General features: G+C 61.3%; 22 protein-coding genes. 16 read left to right on the top strand and 6 right to left on the bottom strand.

What is annotated here, in order from left to right:
• Positions 1-252: 252 nt before the first annotated feature.
• From VII69_01615 to VII69_01600, 4 genes are all read right to left on the bottom strand, one after another.
• A complete protein-coding gene (locus VII69_01615; GenBank protein HEY5093793.1) occupies positions 253-1314 on the bottom strand; it encodes an S-adenosylmethionine:tRNA ribosyltransferase-isomerase in 1062 nt (353 codons plus the stop codon).
• Entirely contained in the window at positions 1301-2017 is a 717-nt protein-coding gene (locus VII69_01610) for an SDR family oxidoreductase (protein HEY5093792.1), read from the bottom strand. The genes VII69_01615 and VII69_01610 overlap by 14 nt, the downstream gene beginning before the upstream one ends.
• Positions 2018-2098: 81 nt before the next feature.
• Positions 2099-2719 (bottom strand): response regulator transcription factor, encoded by a 621-nt coding sequence (locus VII69_01605; protein HEY5093791.1) that lies wholly within the window; start codon positions 2717-2719, stop codon positions 2099-2101.
• A complete protein-coding gene (locus VII69_01600; GenBank protein ID HEY5093790.1) occupies positions 2719-3837 on the bottom strand; it encodes a GAF domain-containing sensor histidine kinase in 1119 nt (372 codons plus the stop codon). The genes VII69_01605 and VII69_01600 overlap by 1 nt, the downstream gene beginning before the upstream one ends.
• Before the next feature lie 89 nt (positions 3838-3926).
• On the opposite strand from VII69_01600, the gene VII69_01595 reads away from it, so the two are divergent.
• The 11 genes from VII69_01595 (at position 3927) to VII69_01545 (ending at position 11693) form a co-directional block, all read left to right on the top strand.
• The gene (locus tag VII69_01595) at positions 3927-4994 is read left to right on the top strand and encodes a hypothetical protein (GenBank protein ID HEY5093789.1); all 1068 of its coding nucleotides are present in this window, start codon (positions 3927-3929) and stop codon (positions 4992-4994) included.
• 38 nt (positions 4995-5032) lie between these two features.
• Complete coding sequence (locus VII69_01590) at positions 5033-5434, top strand: hypothetical protein (GenBank protein HEY5093788.1); 402 nt, start codon at positions 5033-5035, stop codon at positions 5432-5434.
• Positions 5435-5628: 194 nt separating this feature from the next.
• Positions 5629-6597: a non-homologous end-joining DNA ligase gene (gene ligD / locus VII69_01585; protein ID HEY5093787.1), complete on the top strand. Its 969-nt coding sequence runs from the start codon at positions 5629-5631 to the stop codon at positions 6595-6597.
• An 87-nt stretch (positions 6598-6684) separates the two neighbouring features.
• Positions 6685-6948 (top strand): hypothetical protein, encoded by a 264-nt coding sequence (locus tag VII69_01580; GenBank protein HEY5093786.1) that lies wholly within the window; start codon positions 6685-6687, stop codon positions 6946-6948.
• A complete protein-coding gene (locus VII69_01575; protein ID HEY5093785.1) occupies positions 6875-7813 on the top strand; it encodes a Ku protein in 939 nt (312 codons plus the stop codon). The genes VII69_01580 and VII69_01575 overlap by 74 nt, the downstream gene beginning before the upstream one ends.
• Entirely contained in the window at positions 7810-8757 is a 948-nt protein-coding gene (ligD, locus tag VII69_01570; GenBank protein ID HEY5093784.1) for a non-homologous end-joining DNA ligase, read from the top strand. Before VII69_01575 ends, ligD (VII69_01570) begins: the two co-directional genes overlap by 4 nt.
• Positions 8758-8802: 45 nt before the next feature.
• Positions 8803-9015, top strand: coding sequence for a DUF6496 domain-containing protein (locus tag VII69_01565; GenBank protein ID HEY5093783.1), 213 nt, complete (start codon positions 8803-8805; stop codon positions 9013-9015).
• Positions 9012-9626 (top strand): DNA polymerase ligase N-terminal domain-containing protein, encoded by a 615-nt coding sequence (locus VII69_01560; GenBank protein ID HEY5093782.1) that lies wholly within the window; start codon positions 9012-9014, stop codon positions 9624-9626. Before VII69_01565 ends, VII69_01560 begins: the two co-directional genes overlap by 4 nt.
• Entirely contained in the window at positions 9596-10462 is an 867-nt protein-coding gene (locus VII69_01555; GenBank protein HEY5093781.1) for a YihY/virulence factor BrkB family protein, read from the top strand. The genes VII69_01560 and VII69_01555 overlap by 31 nt, the downstream gene beginning before the upstream one ends.
• Positions 10463-10762: 300 nt before the next feature.
• The gene (locus VII69_01550) at positions 10763-11125 is read left to right on the top strand and encodes a hypothetical protein (protein ID HEY5093780.1); all 363 of its coding nucleotides are present in this window, start codon (positions 10763-10765) and stop codon (positions 11123-11125) included.
• Positions 11126-11141: 16 nt separating this feature from the next.
• A complete protein-coding gene (locus tag VII69_01545; GenBank protein ID HEY5093779.1) occupies positions 11142-11693 on the top strand; it encodes a hypothetical protein in 552 nt (183 codons plus the stop codon).
• A 129-nt stretch (positions 11694-11822) separates the two neighbouring features.
• On the opposite strand, the gene VII69_01540 is transcribed toward VII69_01545, so the two are convergent.
• Complete coding sequence (locus VII69_01540; protein ID HEY5093778.1) at positions 11823-12080, bottom strand: UBP-type zinc finger domain-containing protein; 258 nt, start codon at positions 12078-12080, stop codon at positions 11823-11825.
• 154 nt (positions 12081-12234) lie between these two features.
• Between VII69_01540 and VII69_01535 the strand changes: the two genes are divergently transcribed.
• The 5 genes from VII69_01535 to metX all read left to right on the top strand — a co-directional run bounded on the left by VII69_01535 (position 12235) and on the right by metX (position 16862).
• The gene (locus VII69_01535; GenBank protein HEY5093777.1) at positions 12235-12579 is read left to right on the top strand and encodes a hypothetical protein; all 345 of its coding nucleotides are present in this window, start codon (positions 12235-12237) and stop codon (positions 12577-12579) included.
• Positions 12580-13134 (top strand): RES domain-containing protein, encoded by a 555-nt coding sequence (locus VII69_01530; GenBank protein ID HEY5093776.1) that lies wholly within the window; start codon positions 12580-12582, stop codon positions 13132-13134. It abuts the gene before it with no gap.
• Between the two features lie 350 nt (positions 13135-13484).
• Positions 13485-14513, top strand: coding sequence for a homoserine dehydrogenase (locus VII69_01525; protein ID HEY5093775.1), 1029 nt, complete (start codon positions 13485-13487; stop codon positions 14511-14513).
• Between the two features lie 41 nt (positions 14514-14554).
• On the top strand, positions 14555-15859 hold the full coding sequence (locus VII69_01520; GenBank protein HEY5093774.1) for an O-acetylhomoserine aminocarboxypropyltransferase/cysteine synthase family protein: 1305 nt from the start codon (positions 14555-14557) through the stop codon (positions 15857-15859).
• On the top strand, positions 15795-16862 hold the full coding sequence (gene metX / locus VII69_01515; GenBank protein ID HEY5093773.1) for a homoserine O-acetyltransferase: 1068 nt from the start codon (positions 15795-15797) through the stop codon (positions 16860-16862). The genes VII69_01520 and metX overlap by 65 nt, the downstream gene beginning before the upstream one ends.
• 308 nt (positions 16863-17170) lie before the next feature.
• On the opposite strand, the gene VII69_01510 is transcribed toward metX, so the two are convergent.
• Positions 17171-17797: a LysE family translocator gene (locus VII69_01510; GenBank protein HEY5093772.1), complete on the bottom strand. Its 627-nt coding sequence runs from the start codon at positions 17795-17797 to the stop codon at positions 17171-17173.
• Positions 17798-17856 lie beyond the last annotated feature (59 nt).

Below are 17856 nucleotides of genomic sequence, written 5' to 3'. Positions count from 1 at the left end.
CGCTGCCGAACGCGCTGAAAACCCAGCTGCCGATAAACGCACCGACGATGCCGATCACCAGATCGCCCAAGACGCCGCCAGGACCCTCGCCCGGGATCACCGACTTCGCAAGAAAACCAGCTATTATCCCAACGATTATCCACGCTAGAATGCCCATTTATGGTCGCCTCCTTCGGAAAGTAACGAATGCTTCGTCGCTTGTTCCCGGACACATTCTGGCCTAAACAGCCGCCGGTCGACCAGCGCTCCTCGCTAGGGCAGTATCAGGTGCGAATCGCCGAATTCGTGCCAGAGATAGCGCCCCGCAAGCGCAGCCCGGTAGGCACATTCGATGGGCGCACGGCCGCCGATGGATTCGAGAATTGCCAGATGCGTCGACGTCGGCTCGTGAAATCCGGTCAAAAGGCCGCCAACCGCCCGCATTGGACGATCCGGCGTGATGTGCAAACTTGTCCAGCCGCGCGTGGGCACGACACGGTGCCGGCGGTCGAGGGAACTCTCAAGAGCGCGGACGACGGTCGTGCCCACGGCTATCACCCTGCGCCCGCGATTTTGCGCGAGGCGAACGGCCACGGCGGTTTTTGCGGGGACATCGCGCCACTCTTCGAGCGGAAGTTCGTCTCGCTCGGCGCTAGACACGCCGGCGTGCAACGTGAGTGTCGCGAGCTCGATGCCGCGAGATGTCAGCCGGCTCAAGGTGGCGGCGGAGAACGGGCGTCCGGCGGAAGGCATCTCCGACGAGCCGATCGTCCGCGCGAAGATCGTCTGGTACGTCTCAATCGGCAAGTCGACGGTCACGTGAGGGTACGCGATCGGCTTGCCGTATCGCGCGAAGTATGCGAAATACGGGATCGGCAACGAAAGCTCCGTGATCCACATGCGGCGCGAACGCCGATGAAGGCCGAAGAACGTGGCGCGCGCGCCACCGGGAAGCGAGACGCGTTCGCCGGCGGAGAGCGACGCCTTGCGCGCAGCCGCCAACACGGTCGTCGTGGCTGTGATTGCGATGTTCACACACTCTCCAGGTCCGACGTGCGAGAAATAGAGCGTGACCGGCTCGCCCGTTTCGCGGGTGGCTTGCACGCACGCCGGATACGTCATCGAATCGTTCGCGACGAGAAGATCGCCGGACTCAAGATGATCCGGCAGCGAATCGAAGTGCGAGTGACGCACCCCGTGAACAGTATCAGTGACCAGAAGCCTGACGTCGGCGCGCGACGCGCCGCGAAGTTCGGGCGGCTCATGTGCCTCGAGTTCAGGCGGTAGCACGAAGTCGTAGCGGCCACCGGTCGCCCGCGCTTCAGCGAACGGCATGCATCAGCTTCTGCGCCTCAAAGCGCCCGGACCGGATAGATCCGTCATCGATCAACGATAACACCGCCGCTGCGACCGGCTCCGGATGAGATAGGTGAGAAAGATCGACGCCCGGCTCGGCTTCCCGGTGCATCCGCGTGTTCATGTCACCGGGGTCGACGACGATCACGCGTATTCCGCTCCCCTCCAGCTCCGCAGTCAGTGTACGCGAGAGATGCTCGAGCGCCGCTTTGCTCGCGCCATAGCCGCCCCAGCCGGGATAGGCATTCACGCCGGCATCGGAACTGATATTAACGAGTGTGCCGGCGCCGGCGCGCAGCATCGACGGCAACACGAGCTGCGTCAAATGAAGCGCGGCCGTCACGTTGACCTTGAGTATTCGGTCAAGCGCATGCCAGGGCAGCGACGCGAGCGGCGGCATCGGGCTCGGACCGAGTTCCGATGCATTGTTGACCAGAATATCGATCGCACCGAACCGGTCCAAGCCCGCGCGCACGATGCCCTCGGCATCTTCGGAAACATCCGCGGCGATGGCAAGGACCTCGGCGTCGCGCGAGAATTCAGCCGCCGCCGCCTTCAATGACGTCTCGTCGCGCGCCGCGATCACGAGATTGGCGCCGCGCTTGGCGAGCAATGCCGAAAGTTCGTAGCCGAGCCCGCGCGACGCACCGGTCACGAGAGCGGTTTTTCCTTTGAAGTCCATGGCTATAGTATGTCATAGCCGATGCCGGCCCGGCCCGGCCGGAAGTACAGCATCGCACCTGTCCATTCGAACAGGGTGCGGCTATAGAAGCCGTCTTCTTGTCGCCGCGGCGGCCGCCTGAGCACGATTGTCGACGTCCAGTTTGTCCATGATCGCAGCCACATGGAATTTCACCGTTCGCTCGGTGATGTCGAGCGATGTCGCGATCTGTTTGTTCGAACGGCCGCCGGCGATGAGCCGCAGCACTTCAAGCTGCCTGGCGCTCAAGCCGCTAGCCGCCGGCCGTCTTTGTAGTCCTGCGAAGACAGTTGCCGCGACGTGCCCCTGGATGTACGAGCGCCCGGCATGGACCTCCCGAATCGCAGCGGCGATCTCATCGGCCCGCGCGCCTTTTTGCACATAGCCCATGGCGCCCGCTTTGAGCGCCGCCCTGACCGTATCCTCAGCATCGTGCACGGTGAACATCACGACCTTTGCCGCCGGAGCGGCCCGGCCTAGTCGCTCGATCGCGTTGACACCGCTGCTATCGGGAAGCTCAAGATCGAGAAGGACGACGTCGGGCTTCAGTTTTTCCGCAGCCGTCACCAGCTCGCCGACCGAACCCACGGCCGCCACGATCTTCAAATCGGGGCGGCGCCCTAGCACCGACGCCAAGCCTTCGCGAACGACCGGGTGGTCGTCGCAGATCACGATCCGGATCATCACGCCGCCGCGAAGGGGACGGCGACGCGAACGGTCGTGCCGCGATTCGCGCGGCTCGACACGGTGAGTTGCCCGCCGATGAGTTGCGCGCGTTCGCGCATGCCCGCGATTCCGTGACCCGTTGCGCTTGCCGCGACATCGAAGCCGCGGCCGTCGTCTTTGATTTCCAAAGTCAGATCGCTGCCGGCCGCACGAAGGGCAAGCGCGATCGTCTTGGCGTGCGCATGTTTTCTCACATTCGTGAGCGCCTCTTGGACGATGCGAAAAAGCTCAAATTCAAGCCGCGGCGTCAGGGGCGGGATTTTCGAGGCCGTCACGTTGACGCGGATGCCGGTGTCCGACGTCGTCCGGCGTGCGAGGGCGAGGAGCGCTTCGCGCAATGGTTTGCCATCCAGCGCGCTCGACCGAAGGTCGAATAACGATTGCCGGACTTCGCCGATGCCATCGCGAGCGACGTCGAGCGCTGCGCGGATATGTTTGCGCGCCCTTGGTGCGGTCATCGCGGTGCTTTCAAGCGCTCCTTCGAGCTGCAACGCTATCGCCGTGAGGCTTTGCGCCAGAGTATCGTGGATCTCCCGGGCTATCCGGGCGCGCTCTTGCGCACGAGCGAGCTGCGCGCTCTCTTCGGTCAACCGGGCGCGCTCGACCGTGACTCCCACTTGATCTCCGATGGTCGAGAGCAGCAAGAGCTCTCTCTTGGTCAACTTGCGCCACGCCGGGCCGGTGACGTTCATGATGCCGAGCGGTTTCTTTTGAAAATACAACGGGATGCTCGCGTGGAAACGCAGACCCTCGGTGAGCGGCTTTATCTCGCGCTTGACGGCGGCCTTCAGACGGCTGCACTCGATGACGTCGACATTGTGCGGCATGAGCCGCCCGAATTGAAAATCCTCGGTGCACTGGCACCACGTGCCGGCCATCCGGACGGGCTCTTGAAGGTACGGTGGCAGATTGTACGACGCGGCGTTGTAGAATTGGCCGGTGTCCGCGTCGAGCAGCCAAACCCATCCGGTCCGCAGGCTCAGGTGGTCCGCGACCAACTGCAGAGTCTGTTCGAGCGCCTTCCCGACATCGGCGACGCTGTTGAGCGCTTCGGCCACCGAGCTCAGAATCTTCAAGTCTTTCTCGTGCTGCGCCACCCGCCGTCGGTTCGCTTCACAAAGAGGTTTGACCCGGGCCGCGGGCCGGGAACGATGACAAAGGCAATATGTTGACGATCGACGTCTCGCGCGATGCTACCCGGAATGCGGGTCTACGTTACGTGAGCGACACTTCGGCGGGTATCCGCCGCCGCGCTTCAGGTCGCGGCTTCACGTATGTGGCGCTTGACGGCTCGACTGTGCGCGACCGCGCGGAGATCGCCCGCATTCGCGCACTGGCGATACCGCCCGCGTATCGCGACATCTGGATATGTCCGTCTCCCCGCGGACATATCCAAGCGACGGGGCGCGACGCGCGCGGCCGCAAGCAGTACCGTTATCATGACGAATGGCGCAAAGTCCGCGATGCCGCCAAATTCGACCGCATGCTCGGATTCGCCGCCGCATTGCCGGCGCTGCGGAAGCGCGTCGCCGCGGATTTGAAACGCGACGGCCTGCCGAAGGAACGCGTCCTCGCAGGGCTCGTGCGGCTGTTGGAATCGACCCTCATCCGCATCGGCAACGAAGAATATGCCCGAGATAACAAATCGTTCGGGTTGACGACGCTTCGGATGAAGCACGTCGACCAGACTCGCAACGGCCTTCATTTCAAATTCCGAGGCAAATCGGGCCGCTTTCACGAGATTTCAGTCACGGACAAGCGTCTGGCACGGCTCGTCCGGCGCTGCGGCGATCTACCCGGACAGTATTTGTTCCAATACGAGGCGGACGACGGCACCCCGATCGCGATTGGTTCGGACGACGTCAATGACTACATCCGCGAAGCCACAAGCGACGAGTTTTCCGCAAAAGACATCCGAACGTGGTTTGCGACCACGTACTGCCTGGAGCTGCTTCTCGCGCAAGAACCGCCGGCCACGCAGGCCGACGCGCGTCGCGCTGTGGCCGACGCCGTCAAACAAGTCGCGGAACGGCTCGGCAACACGGTGTCCGTTTGCAGGAAGTGCTATATCCACCCGGACGTCATCGCCATGTATGAGGAGGGGACCCTTAAGAATGGCGCTAAATTCACGAAGACCCGACGCCGCGGATTGAGCGCACTCGAGACCGCCACGATCCGCGCGTTGAAAAAGCCGAGGACAAAGGTTTCGTCGGGGAAGCTCCTGGACACATGACTCTCAACGCACTATGCTCAACAAGAGGAGACGGAATCATGCGTAGATTTGCTAGTCTTTTAATCGCGTCTGGCTTGCTGTGCGCGGCCGTTTTACCCGCATCCGCAGCGCATCCCGACGTCACCATCAAGATGCACGCCCAAAACGGCTCCGGCGAGAACGGCACGGCCACGCTCACAGATCTGGGCGGCCGCACGCGCGTCGTCATCGCGCTGCTGCACGAGAACACCACCGGCAGTCAACCCGCCCACATCCACATGGGGCCGTGCTCGCACCTGACGCCGGCGCCGAAGTATCCGCTCAAGAATGTCGTCTTAGGTCACTCGAACACAATCGTCGATGTGCCCATGGCGAAGTTGCTCGGCAGTCACATGGCCGTCAACGTTCACGAATCGGCGAAGAATATCGGCCGCTACGTTTCTTGCGGTGACATTCCTTAGTGGAGAAATCGTGCGCGCGAGAACGCTGCAGGTGCGTCATCGCACACACATCGCCGAGCTCGTTCTGCTGCGAAGCGTGCGAGCGGGAAGCAGGTGCAGCCGGCCACTGCACCTGCGGCCACGAGGCGTGCGGAGGCATCAGTGAGATCTCCGGCGTCGAAGGACCCGAGACGCTGGTCTAGCGTCGCAAACGGATGAAGCGCTTGCAGCTTGCCCAACATCTGCCTGCGCCGATGTTGCCTACGCTCGTGGATCGGCCGTTCAGCTCGCCCGAATGGTTATTCGAGACCAAGTGGGATGGCGTGCGCGCGATCTGCGCGATCACGCGCAAGGACGTCTACGCGGTTTCCAGGACTGGACGCGATCTAGCGTCGCAGTTCCCCGAGCTTGCGAATCTGCGCGGCGCGTTCAAGAATCTGCCGTTGATCATCGACGGCGAGATCGTGAGTCTCGACGCAAAGGGCCACTCATCGTTTCAGCGGCTGCAGCCGCGCATCAACCGTCTTCGAGGCGCGACGGACGTTCGCATCGCCGTTTCCTTTGCGGTGTTCGACATCCTGATGATCGGTGCCGACGACGTTCGCCAAGAGCCGCTCGAGCGCCGCAAAGCGCTTTTGAAGAAATGCATGCGCGCCGGCCGGAAGGACGTCTTCGTCTCGCGGCACATCACGCGCGACGGCATAAAGGCGTTTAGCAAAGCGCGGCGTCAGGGGCTCGAAGGCATTGTCGCAAAACGGCTCGACTCTTCCTACCGGTCGGGCAGATCGCGCAACTGGCTCAAGATCAAAGTGGTCGCAAGCTTGGAATTCGTCATCTGCGGTTGGACGGAGCCGCGGCGAAGCCGAAAGCATTTCGGCGCTCTCTTGCTCGGAATCTTCCACCGCGGCAAGCTGACCTATGCGGGCCACGTCGGCACCGGATTCGACGAACGCACGCTCGCCGCTCTCCACCAAAAGCTCGAACGGCTGGAGACGAAACGCTCCCCGTTCAGCGCCGTTCCAAAGGTCAATTCGCCCGTGCACTGGGCGAAGCCCAAGCTGGTAGCGGAAATAAAGTTCGGCGAGTGGACGCGTGAAGGCGTCCTGCGTCAACCGGTCTATCTTGGGTTAAGAGTGGACAAACGACCCAAAGATTGCGTACGGCCGCCGCTTCGTCGGAACTAGCTGTTCATACAATGTTTATAAACCCGACCGTCCGGTAACAATCTCTCTAGAACTCGGGCCACACCGCATTCCGAAAGGGAGATCACCATGTCTGCGTTTATTGTCGCCCTCGCCGATCCGGCCGTTTCGGCCACTACCGGCTCATCAAATTCTACCACCACGCAAACCCAACAGGCTCCGGACACAAGCGCTACGACGAGCTCGTCAACGACCACGACGACCACGAATACCTCCTCATCCGGTTTATCGCCCACCGCCTGGACCATCATCGCCATCGTTGCGGTCGCGATCATCGTGCTCATCGCCATGGCCGCGTCTCGCCGCAGCGATTCCACGACGATCGTACGCTAAGTCCATCGAGACAAAGGAGACCGTCATAGCACACGCGATTTGGAGCGGCGCCGTCAATTTCGGACTGGTGTCGATCCCGGTCCGGTTGGTGAGCGCCGTCCGCGCCAACGACCTCGCCTTTCACATGCTCCACGCAAAGGACAAAGGACGCATCCACAACGAGCGCGTCTGCGAGGTCTGCCACAAGCGAGTGGAATGGGAAGATCTCGTGAAGGGCTACGAATACGACGACGGACGCTACGTCGTTTTGGACGACAAAGACTTCGAGGCGGCGGCGCCCGAACTGACCAAGTCCATCGACATCGAACAGTTCGTGGACCTCGACGAGATAGACCCCAGATTTTTCGACACGCCTTACTACCTCGAGCCGGAGAAAAAGGGTAGGCACGCCTACACCGTTCTGCGTGAGGCGCTCCTCAAATCCAAGAAGGCGGGAATCGCGCGCGTCGTTCTGCGCACGCGCGAGCACCTTGCCGCACTTAAACCTGTTGGAAATGCGCTGACGCTGGAACTCATGCACTTCGAAAATGAACTGGTCCCCCCTGAGGACGTCGACGTGCCCGCTAAACGTGATAAGATCTCGGCCGGCGAGATGAAGGCGGCCATGACGCTCGTCAGTGCGATGGAAGGCAGCTTCGAGCCAAAGCGCTTCAAAGACAACTATCGCGCGGTCATGCTCAAGACCATTCGAAACAAAGCAAAGGGTAAGAAGATCACTGTGGCGCCGAAGGCAAGTAGAGTCAAAGATAAGGGCCTCGACGACATCGTCTCAGCATTGCAGCGCAGTTTGGCCACGCGTGGCAAGAGAAGCGGCGCTGCCGTAAAGCGGAAGCCGTCCGCTCGGCGCACCAAAGCGCGGTCGTGACGCCGGCGGAAAAACTCATTCCGCCGGACATCAATACCGCCGATATCCGTGCCGGCCGGCACACCGTGCACCTCACGAATCTTCAGAAAGCTTTCTGGAGCCGGCCGAAGGTCACCAAAGGCGATCTCATCCGCTATTATGCGTCGATAAGCCGCTGGCTCTTGCCCCATCTCCGCGATCGAGCGATGGTGATGAAGCGTTACCCCAACGGCGCGAGCGGCGAATTCTTTTTCATGAAGAACGTTCCGGAGCCGCACCCTCCATGGCTCACCGTGTGCCCCATCAAACACTCGCAAGGCAACGTCGTGAAGTTTCCGGTGGTCGACGATCTCGCATCGCTGCTCTGGACGGTCAATCTCGGCTGCATCGACTTGAACCAGTGGTATGCCCGCTGCGACGACGTGCACAAGCCCGACTACCTGCACTTCGATCTCGATCCCGTGACCGGCGCGAGTTTTCCTCGGGTTTGCGAGAGCGCCTTGTTGCTCCGCGACGCGCTGAAGGCGCAAGGAATGCCGAGCTTTGCGAAGACCACCGGATCGCGCGGGATTCACGTATACGTGCCCATCAAGCGAGGCCCGCTTCAGGAAGACGTGTGGCGCTATTCAAAAGCGTTTGCGATGCACGTGGCTGAGATGCATCCGAAGATCATCACCGCGGTCTACGCGAAAAGCAAACGGCCGAAAGGCCACGTACTGATCGACTACAATCAAAACGCGTGGGCGCGCACGCTCGCATCGGTCTATTCCGTCCGCCCGAGCAAACGGCCCACCGTCTCTGCCCCGGTCACTTGGCGAGAGCTCGAGCGAGGCGTACGCATCGAAGACTTCCGGATCGACAACATGGCCGACCGGCTGAAGAAGGTGGGCGACCTTTGGAAACCGCTGCTCGCTCGAACCGGACGCGTAGACCTAGAAAAGCATATCTCTTCGCAATCGGGGTAAAATCCGGACCATAACCTCATCACCGCCTTCGAATGGAGCGAATCGATGCCTCAAAAGAAAAAAGCGTCAAGCCGCAAGTATGGCGACAAAGCCGATCAAAAGGTCGAGAAAGCCATGCAAGAGATGAATGAAGGGAAACTCAAATCCGGCAAGTCCGACACGAAGGTAACGAGCAGAAAACAGGCGATCGCCATCGGACTCTCCGAGGCTCGCAAGAGCGGCGCGAAGGTCCCCAAGAAGAAAAAGTCATCGCGATGAAAGGCTCGACGGCGCGCTACAATCGGAAGCGCGACTTCGAGCAGACTCCGGAGCCCGAAGGCAAAGTGGTCAAGCGCGCGGGCCGATCACTGCGCTTCGTCGTGCAAAAACACGACGCGTCGCGGCTGCATTACGACTTCAGACTCGAAGCCGCCGGTGTGCTGAAATCGTGGGCGGTGCCGAAAGGCCCCTCGCTCGATCCCGGCGACCGGCGTCTCGCCATGCAGGTTGAAGATCATCCGCTGGAATATGGCTCGTTCGAGGGCATCATCCCGAAAGGCAACTACGGTGCGGGCGAAGTGATCGTCTGGGATCGCGGCACGTACCGTCCAAAGGATGATATGCGCCCGGAGAAAGCCATCGACTCTGGAGAGATCAAATTCGTGTTGCGGGGCAAAAAACTGCGCGGCGCGTTCACGTTGGTGAAGATGCGGGCGCGCGACGGCGCCGACAATGCGTGGCTGCTGATCAAGGAGCGCGACGAATTCGTGGACCGGCGGTGGCGCGCATCTGCGCATGAGGAGTCGGTCAAGAGCGGCCGCACGTTGGCCGATCTAAAAAAGGGAACGCGCTTGCGGCGGTGGACATCGAAACCGACAAAGGCCGGCTAAGGTCGGTCATCCGGCTCTTCGTGGATGCGGCGAAGACATGTCAGGAACACGACGTGCCGCGGCTGTCCGCCGCGCTCGCGTACTACGCTGCTTTTTCGCTCGCGCCCATACTTGTGATCGCGATGGCGATCTCCGGATTTGTATTCGGGCCGGCCGCTGCACGCGGTGAGATCTTCATCGAACTCGAAGGCGTGCTGGGCGTCTCCGGCGCCGACGCGGTCCAAACAATGGTGATCAGCGCCAGTAGACCTGCGCCAGGCGTCATTGCGGCCATCGTCAGCACCATCGTGCTCGCGTTCGGCGCGACCGCGGTGTTCGGTGAACTTCAAGCTTCCTTGAATTCGATATGGCAGAGCGGCCCGCGCCGGCGCCGAGGCGTCGCGAGACTGTTCCGGGAGCGGCTCCTGTCGCTTGCTATGGTCGCGGTCATCGGCTTTCTTCTGCTCGTGGCCTTTATCGTCGACGCCATGCTCGCCGGAACGGAAAAATACATCGCCGCCGTATTGCCGCTGGCCGAATCCGTCGTCAGCGCGGGAGGTATCGTGATCACGATCGCCATCGTAGCGGCGCTCTTCGCGATGATCTATCGCGTCGTCCCCGACGAACGGCTACCGTGGCGCGCCATCTGGCTGGGCGCATCGGTTACGGCGGTACTTTTCGTGGCGGGCGAGGCCATCATTGGGATCTACCTCGGACATACCGCCATCGCCTCGACGTACGGCGCAGCCGGTTCGCTGCTCGTCGTGCTTCTTTGGGTTTACTATTCCGCGCAGGCCACACTGTTCGGCGCCGCCACGGCAAAGGTGCTCGCCGACCGAATTCACGGAACGGCATGAATTGCACGTTTCGCGGTCCCGACAATAGGACATATGATGCGTATGTTAGCCCGTGAAGATGCCGCCGAACGGACTTGTGCAAACGAAGTCTGCGGCTGCTCGATTCCAGACGACAATACCGCGGATTTCTGTTCCGAATATTGCTCCGGCGAGGGCGTGGGACGAGGCGACGGCATTTGCCAATGCGGACACGTGGGGTGCGCCTGACGCAAGCGATCCTTCAGAAATACTAACAGCCCCCCGAAGGGGTGCTGCAGCCGGCCATCCAAACACCTGTTCGAAGGTTGGAGGCCGACGTACGTGGCGCATGTGGCGGCGACCAGAACGTTTTGCGATCGAGTTTGGGACTCGTTGTTCTCGTCCATTGGCGCGTGCAAAGCGCTCACGCGCGAGCAACGCCGGGTCTACATCTACCTATGGAGCCACGTCGACGTGCGAACGCGCGTCTACGAAAAACCGATGGGTCATTCCGCAATGGCGCGCCGGCTGAGCCTGTCCGATACTGCGTTGAGCCGAGCGCTCGCAGCTCTCTGCACCAAAGGATTCGTTCACCGCCTGGCGCCACAACCTCGCCGCCCTCTTCGGCTGGGGCTCAATCCATTGCTCATCGAGTCCGCGTACGAGCACGCGAAGCGGATGTATCCCGACATCCTCGCGAGTTAGCCGCGACTTCCATTCGATGAGCTTCGAAGCGATCAATTCGCTGGTCGGGATAGTGACCATCATCGTCATCGCAGTCACTGCCGTCGCCGCGATGAAGCAGTTGCGGCACCTTCGGGCCAGCAATCAGCTCACCGGTCTGCTCAAGGTGCTCGATCTGCAACAAGAGCCGACGTTCAGGGAAAGCGCTCATTTCGTCCGCAGCGAGCTCGCCGAAAGAATGAACGATCCGGAATTCCGTGCGGGTCTCGAGCGGCCCGCGCCCGATCTGACCGTGCACAAGGAGCTTTGGCTAGCCGGCTATTTCGAGCAGCTAGGCAATTACGTCAAATATGATCTGATCGGTGAAGAAGCGTTCTTAGATCAGGCGTGCGACGTGGTCATCACCTACTGGCAGTTGCTGAGCCCGGCGATTGAAGTGGTGCGCCAAGTGCGCGGGCCGGGCATCTTCGATAATTTCGAGTATCTGGTGGCTCGCGCGGCACTTTGGGTGAAGAAGTATCCCGACGGCAACTATCCGAGCAACATGCCGCGCGTCGCACTCTATTCGGCAGAACCGATCCGTAGGTAGGAGCGCGAGCCGTACTAGGGTGAGCAATCCGTACTAGGGTGAGCAACGCTCACCCACAAAAAAACGGGGCAAGCGATGCTTGCCCTCGTACGGCGTGCCCTCGTACGGCGTGCCCTCCGGCAATATGATCTACATCATCACTTCGTCTAAATAACACCAGTGCCAGTCCTCGCCCGGCTCGAGCGATCTGATGACCGGGTGATGCGTGTGATGGAAGTGTTTGGTGGCATGCTTATTTTTCGACGCGTCGCAGCAGCCGACATGACCGCACGTGATGCATAGGCGCAAGTGAACCCAAGTATCACCCATAGCTAGGCATTCTTCGCAGCCATCGGAGGTCGGTTTTGCTTCGAGCACTTCGCCGACGTGATCGCAGGTGTTTTTCACTCTGATTCCCTCGCTTCTCGCCCTCTAAAGTATTCCGAATCGGCGGTGGATTGCCTCGTAAAGCTGGGCACCGCGTCCCGGGACGTGACCCTTGGTTGCCACGGGGTTGCGGTTGCCGTTGGGTTGCAGTACAATGGATGCAGAGGAGATACGTATGGCACTGACGCTCGAGGGACGGAAAACCCGCGCAGTCGACGAGATCCGCCAGATCTTCGGTCTGAGCGAAACCCGGGTGGCGCGGCTTTTCGGTGTATCGCGCCAAGCCGTCGACAAATGGCGGGTCGCCGGAGTACCATTGAGCCGGCTCGCAGATGTCGATCGCGTCTTAGAGATCGCCCACGTCTTCAAGAAGCGCCTGAAAGCCGAGCGCATTCCGCAAATCGTCGCGACGCCCGCGAAGGGGCTGGATGGAAGCACCGTGCTCGACGTGCTGGAAAAGCGCGGCCCCGACCGGGTCTTTCGCTATCTTCACGAGCTCTACTCGTACTCCGGTACGTGAGTGAAAGCTCGGCACGTAAGACGATCGGGGCTCTATCACCGCGTCTGCGACCCCGATTGGAACGATTGCGCAGATACGTCCTTCTCCAAAGATGCCGGAGGGCGCTGGAACGAATCCGGCCGGTTCGGCGTCCTCTACCTTTGCCGGGACCTCATAGTCGCGGCCGCTAACGCGCGGAAGAACTTCGACGGCGAGATCCATTCGCTCTACGATCTAAAACCCGAGTTCCGCCCCGTATTGGTCGATTTTTCTCTAGGCCGCTCGCCGGGCCACCGGTTTGTCGACGCCGTCTCAAAGGCAGGCCTCGCCGAGCTCGGCCTGCCGTCATCTTCTCCGCTCGCCGCAAACGGTACGATTATCCCGCGCGCCCGATGCCGGCCTATCGGCTTCGCGGCATACGAGGCGGGCGAAGCCGGCATCGCGTGCCGGTCGGCGGCGGAAGCGGTCGAAGGGGGATGGATCGGTGAAGAGCTCGCGCTGTTCGATCGCGCCTTGGGATTTGCCGTTCACGGAAAGCGGCACCGGTTCGCTGATTGGTATCCGAAGGCGAGGTAGCACGCGAAAAGCACGCAAAAATGCTTGACATCCGTCCACCCTTCTGGTAATGTGCCTTTAACGGAATGGCAACGGCCTGAGCGCGAAAGCAGCTCAAACGGTTCCAAGATCGATGCAAGCGATTTTGTAGCCGGGATTAAGCGCCCGGCTTTTTCGTCCCTTAAAGGAACCAAGATGAATTTGACTTCGATGAGCGCGATGATGTGCATGTGTGAGACCTGTATGGTTTCGCATGCGGAGGCGCGCGCGCTCTCGAAGTAGGCCAAACGGCACTCACTTCCACGACAGCGGCTCCTCTCCGGCAAAGGCGAGGAGCCGCTTTCTTTTTGCATCACGACGGATGGAATCAAATGATAGAGAACGACCAACTCAACGACAGGCGCTCAAGCATCGGCGTCGGGCTGCTCGGCTGCGGCGTGGTCGGCGGAGGCGTCGCGCATCGCATCCTAACCGGCCCGCGGCTTCGGGGTGTCGACGTCAAGATCCACCGGGTGCTCGTCCGCGACCTCAAAAAGGATCGCTTCCCGGCGGATGTGAGACCGCTTCTCACGGACGACGCGTCGCGCATCTTGAGCGACCCGAATATCGACGTCGTCGTGGAGTGCATGGGCGGCATCGCGCCCACGCTTGCATATACCGAAGTCGCGCTTCGTGCCGGCAAGCACGTGATCACCGCGAACAAGACCCTCGTCGCCTCCTACGGGTCGCGGCTCACCGAACTCAGCAATTCTCGCGCGGTCTTTTTCCGTTACGAAGCTGCGGTCGGCGCGGCGACACCGGTCGTACGGACGGTACGAAGCATCGCCGGTGCGGACGAAATCCACGAAGTCGGCGGGATTCTCAACGGCACGACAAACTATATCCTGACAAAGCTCGAAAAGGGCGCGACTTATCTCGAGGCGCTCGAAGCGGCGCAGAGCGAAGGCTTCGCCGAAGCGGATCCGTCAAACGATGTCGACGGAGCCGACGCAGCGCAGAAACTCACCATTCTAGTCGCGGCCGCATTCGGTATGTGGCTGCCTTGGGAATCGATACCGCGGCGAGGCATCCGCGATGTCGGTCCCGACGACATCGCGCTTGCGCGACGTCTCGGGTGCCGGCTCAAGCTGGTCGCGACCGCGAGGCGCACGCCGGGCGGCGCCGTCGTCGCGTCGGTGGCTCCCACGTATATTCCGGCCGACCACCCCTTTGCCGCACCGCAAGGCGTGGAAAATATCGTCCGGATAGATGCTCGCCATGCCGGCCCGATCATCGTCGGCGGCCTCGGCGCGGGCCGCTCCGCCACGGCGTCGGCGATCATCTCCGATCTCGCCGACATCGCCGACGCACAGCGCTCGGCTTACAGCTCGGCGGCCATCACGTATACCCACCCAGCGTAGTAGCGCTCCTCTCCCACTCGTTGCCAAAAGGAGTCTCTCCCATGCCGAAATTCGATACCGTCGCCCTGCACGGAGGCCACGCCGGCGACCCGTCCACCAAGTCTCGCGCCGTGCCCATCTTCCAGACCACTTCATATCTCTTCGACGATACCGCGCACGCGAAGCGCCTCTTCGCGCTTGAAGAATTCGGCAACATCTATACGCGCATCATGAATCCTACCACCGACGTCTTCGAACAGCGCATCGCCGCGCTCGAGGGCGGCAGCGGCGCACTCGGCGTCGCCAGCGGCCAGGCGGCCGTCATCTATTCGCTGCTCAACATCGCAAAAGCGGGGGATCACATCGTCAGTTCGGCCTCGCTCTACGGCGGCACGTACAACGCCTTCACTCATACCCTGCCACGGTTCGGCATCGAGGTCAGTCTTGTCGATCCCGAGGATCCGGACAACTTCGAACGAGCCGTCCGACCAAACACCCGAGCGATCTTCGCCGAGACGATCGGCAATCCGAAAGTCGACGTGCTCGACATCGCAGCCGTCGCGGCGCTCGCGCAGCGCCACGATATCCCCTTCGTCATCGATAACACTCTCGCAACGCCTTACCTCACAAAGCCGATCGAGCACGGCGCGAACATCGTCGTTCACAGCGCCACGAAGTTCATCGGAGGTCACGGCACGTCGATAGGCGGCGTCATCGTCGACGGCGGCAACTTCGACTGGACCGCAAGCGGCAAATTCCCAGACTTCACCGAGCCGGATGAATCCTATCATGGCGTGCGCTATCACGCCGCGTTCGGGAAGCTCGCCTACATCATCAAAGCGCGAGTCACGCTGTTGCGCGATCTTGGAGCCGCGCTTTCGCCCTTCAATGCCTGGCTGTTCATCCAAGGATTGGAGACGCTCGGCTTGCGCATCCAGCGCCACAGCGACAACGCCGCGGCCGTGGTCGAGTTTCTCGAGCGGCAGCCCGACGTCACCTGGGTGAAATATCCGCGCTCCAAAAAATACCTCCCCAAGGGCGGTGGCGCAATCCTCACCTTCGGATTGCGCGGCGGCGTTGCGCAGGCGAGCAGTTTCATCGACGCGCTCAAGCTGCACTCGCTGCTTGCGAATGTCGGCGACGCCAAGAGCCTCGTCATCCACCCGGCGACGACCACGCACCAGCAGCTCACCGACGCACAGCGGCGGGCTTCCGGTGTCTCGGACGACCTCGTGCGTCTGTCCGTAGGAATCGAGGACCTCGACGACATCTTGGAGGACCTACGCCAAGCTTTCGCCGCGGCTGCCGCGTCCTCGCCCGCAATCGAAGAGTGGCCGGTCGCCGATTCCGCGCCGGTCGAGGCATAGGAAAATCCATCTGACGATCTCCTCGCGGGAGGCCGCCGTAACGCTCGCGCCGACCGGCGGCTTTCAACTCAAACACGGCGGGTCGCTTCCGTCGGTGCGCGTCGCGTTCACGCTCTACGGGCGCGCGCCCGACGCGCCGACGATTCTTGTCTGTCACGCGATCACAGGTAGTTCAAAAGTCGCCGAGTGGTGGGGCGAAATCCTCGGGCCAGGTAAACTTCTCGATACCGACCGCTATTGCGTTGTGGGAAGCAACGTCATCGGCAGTTGCTACGGCAGCACCGGTCCAAGCAGTGCGAGTTCGGACGGAGTGCCCTATGGCCGGAGATTTCCGATAGTAGACGTCGAAGACATGGTTCGCGCGCAACGCGAAGCGCTTGAACTTCTCGGCATACGCCGTCTGCACGCCGTGATCGGGGGATCGCTCGGCGGGATGCAAGCGCTGCAATGGGGTTCGGCATATCCTGCGCTGACGGAAAAGGTGATCGCCATCGGCGCGACCGGGCGGCTCTCGCCAATGGCGATCGGCCTCAACAGCATCGCACGCGAAGCCATCAAGTTAGATCCGGTCGGCGGTCTCAAGGTGGCGCGCATGATCGGCATGTTGTCTTACAAGAGCGCCGCCCTGCTGTGGGAGCGCCACGGCCGAAGGCCCAATCGCGGCCAAGAAAATCCGGCGGCATCGCTGAACGCCCGATTTGACGTGGAAGGCTACCTCCAACATCAGGGCGACAAGCTCGTCGCCCGTATGGATCCGGACGCGTTTCTCTTCCTTACCAAGGCGATGGACCTCTACGAATTGGACGCCGGTTTCTGGCGGACGCCTGCGTTGCTGGTCGGTATCGAGTCTGATTGGCTGTATCCGCCCGAAGACGTGCATGCCGCGGCGCAAGAGCTCGCGCCCTACGGCGCCTACGCCGAGCTTAAGTCCGCACACGGTCACGATGGTTTCTTGGCGGACGCCGCGCAGCTCACGGAAATAGTCGGCCCGTTTCTTATGTAAAAGGGCGGTTGTACTAGGGCAAGCGATGCTTGCCCTCCTACAGATAACAACGATGGGGCAAGCGAGGCTTGCCCCCCTACTAGCTCCTATGTTCGCAGGTGGCATCAAATTATTCATTCACGGTTCAGCGATTTTTGGGTATACTAACTAAATGGGTGTGCAATACATGTCCGGAGGATTCCAAAGCGTATGATGTCACTCATGAGAAGATACGGCTCGTTAACGTAACCGTCATCTTCAAGCACGGCGCCCGGCACGCCACTTTGAGCGTCTGGGCGCCGTCGGATGCACGCAAATGCGATCGCGTCTTAAACGCCCGCCCGCGCCACGCCGGCCGCCACCACCAGCATGATGATCCCTCCAGCCCACTGCGCCCACGCTTGCGCGACCGGCGATACGCCGCGACTTCGCACACGTTCGGCGCTCCAGACGTAGACCGATAACACGGCGAGCTCCACAGCGAGCCCCGCGATCCCCAAGAACATCTCTTGCAAAATGATGTTGCCGTGCGGATCGATGAATTGCGGCAAGATGGCGGCGAAGAACACGATCGCTTTCGGATTCGACAACTGCGTGATCGTGCCGCTCAACCATCCGCGCACCCTCGACGGCATCGCAAGCAGCTCGGCTGGCGCGTCGTGCGATTCCGATGCACGCGTGAAGATCGCGCGAATGCCCAGATACGCCAGATATGCGGCGCCGCACCACTTCACAAACACAAAAGCGGTGTGTGATGCCAGAAGCACGGAAGCGATGCCCAGCGCCGATACGACAAAATAGACCAGATTGCCGGTGAGAATCCCGAATGTCGTTGCCATACCCGCCTGGGAGCGCCCTGTGAGCGCCGACGAAATAACCGCCATCACAGCCGGCCCTGGGATGAAGCAGAGCACGATCTCAAGCAGCACGAACGTGCCGAGTGTTGTCAATTGCACCGCACGCTCTTGTCATACGCCGCACGGCAATCATTTGTACATTCGTTCAGTATCACAGC

It is taken from the genome of Candidatus Eremiobacteraceae bacterium, from assembly GCA_036511855.1.
In the GTDB taxonomy this organism is placed as follows: domain Bacteria; phylum Vulcanimicrobiota; class Vulcanimicrobiia; order Eremiobacterales; family Eremiobacteraceae; genus JABCYQ01.
This window is presented reverse-complemented; position numbering and strand designations above follow the sequence as displayed.

Bases quoted from the DNA above. Each gene is read 5' to 3' on its own strand.
- VII69_01590 (HEY5093788.1), top strand. From the start codon at position 5,033: ATGCGTAGATTTGCTAGTCTTTTAATCGCGTCTGGCTTGCTGTGCGCG.
- VII69_01615 (HEY5093793.1), bottom strand. From the start codon at position 1,314: ATGCCGTTCGCTGAAGCGCGGGCGACCGGTGGCCGCTACGACTTCGTG.
- VII69_01525 (HEY5093775.1), top strand. From the start codon at position 13,485: ATGATAGAGAACGACCAACTCAACGACAGGCGCTCAAGCATCGGCGTC.
- VII69_01560 (HEY5093782.1), top strand. From the start codon at position 9,012: ATGAAAGGCTCGACGGCGCGCTACAATCGGAAGCGCGACTTCGAGCAG.
- VII69_01595 (HEY5093789.1), top strand. From the start codon at position 3,927: ATGTTGACGATCGACGTCTCGCGCGATGCTACCCGGAATGCGGGTCTA.
- ligD (HEY5093787.1), top strand. From the start codon at position 5,629: ATGAAGCGCTTGCAGCTTGCCCAACATCTGCCTGCGCCGATGTTGCCT.
- VII69_01610 (HEY5093792.1), bottom strand. From the start codon at position 2,017: ATGGACTTCAAAGGAAAAACCGCTCTCGTGACCGGTGCGTCGCGCGGG.
- VII69_01545 (HEY5093779.1), top strand. From the start codon at position 11,142: ATGAGCTTCGAAGCGATCAATTCGCTGGTCGGGATAGTGACCATCATC.
- VII69_01580 (HEY5093786.1), top strand. From the start codon at position 6,685: ATGTCTGCGTTTATTGTCGCCCTCGCCGATCCGGCCGTTTCGGCCACT.
- VII69_01520 (HEY5093774.1), top strand. From the start codon at position 14,555: ATGCCGAAATTCGATACCGTCGCCCTGCACGGAGGCCACGCCGGCGAC.
- VII69_01535 (HEY5093777.1), top strand. From the start codon at position 12,235: ATGGCACTGACGCTCGAGGGACGGAAAACCCGCGCAGTCGACGAGATC.
- VII69_01565 (HEY5093783.1), top strand. From the start codon at position 8,803: ATGCCTCAAAAGAAAAAAGCGTCAAGCCGCAAGTATGGCGACAAAGCC.
- VII69_01605 (HEY5093791.1), bottom strand. From the start codon at position 2,719: ATGATCCGGATCGTGATCTGCGACGACCACCCGGTCGTTCGCGAAGGC.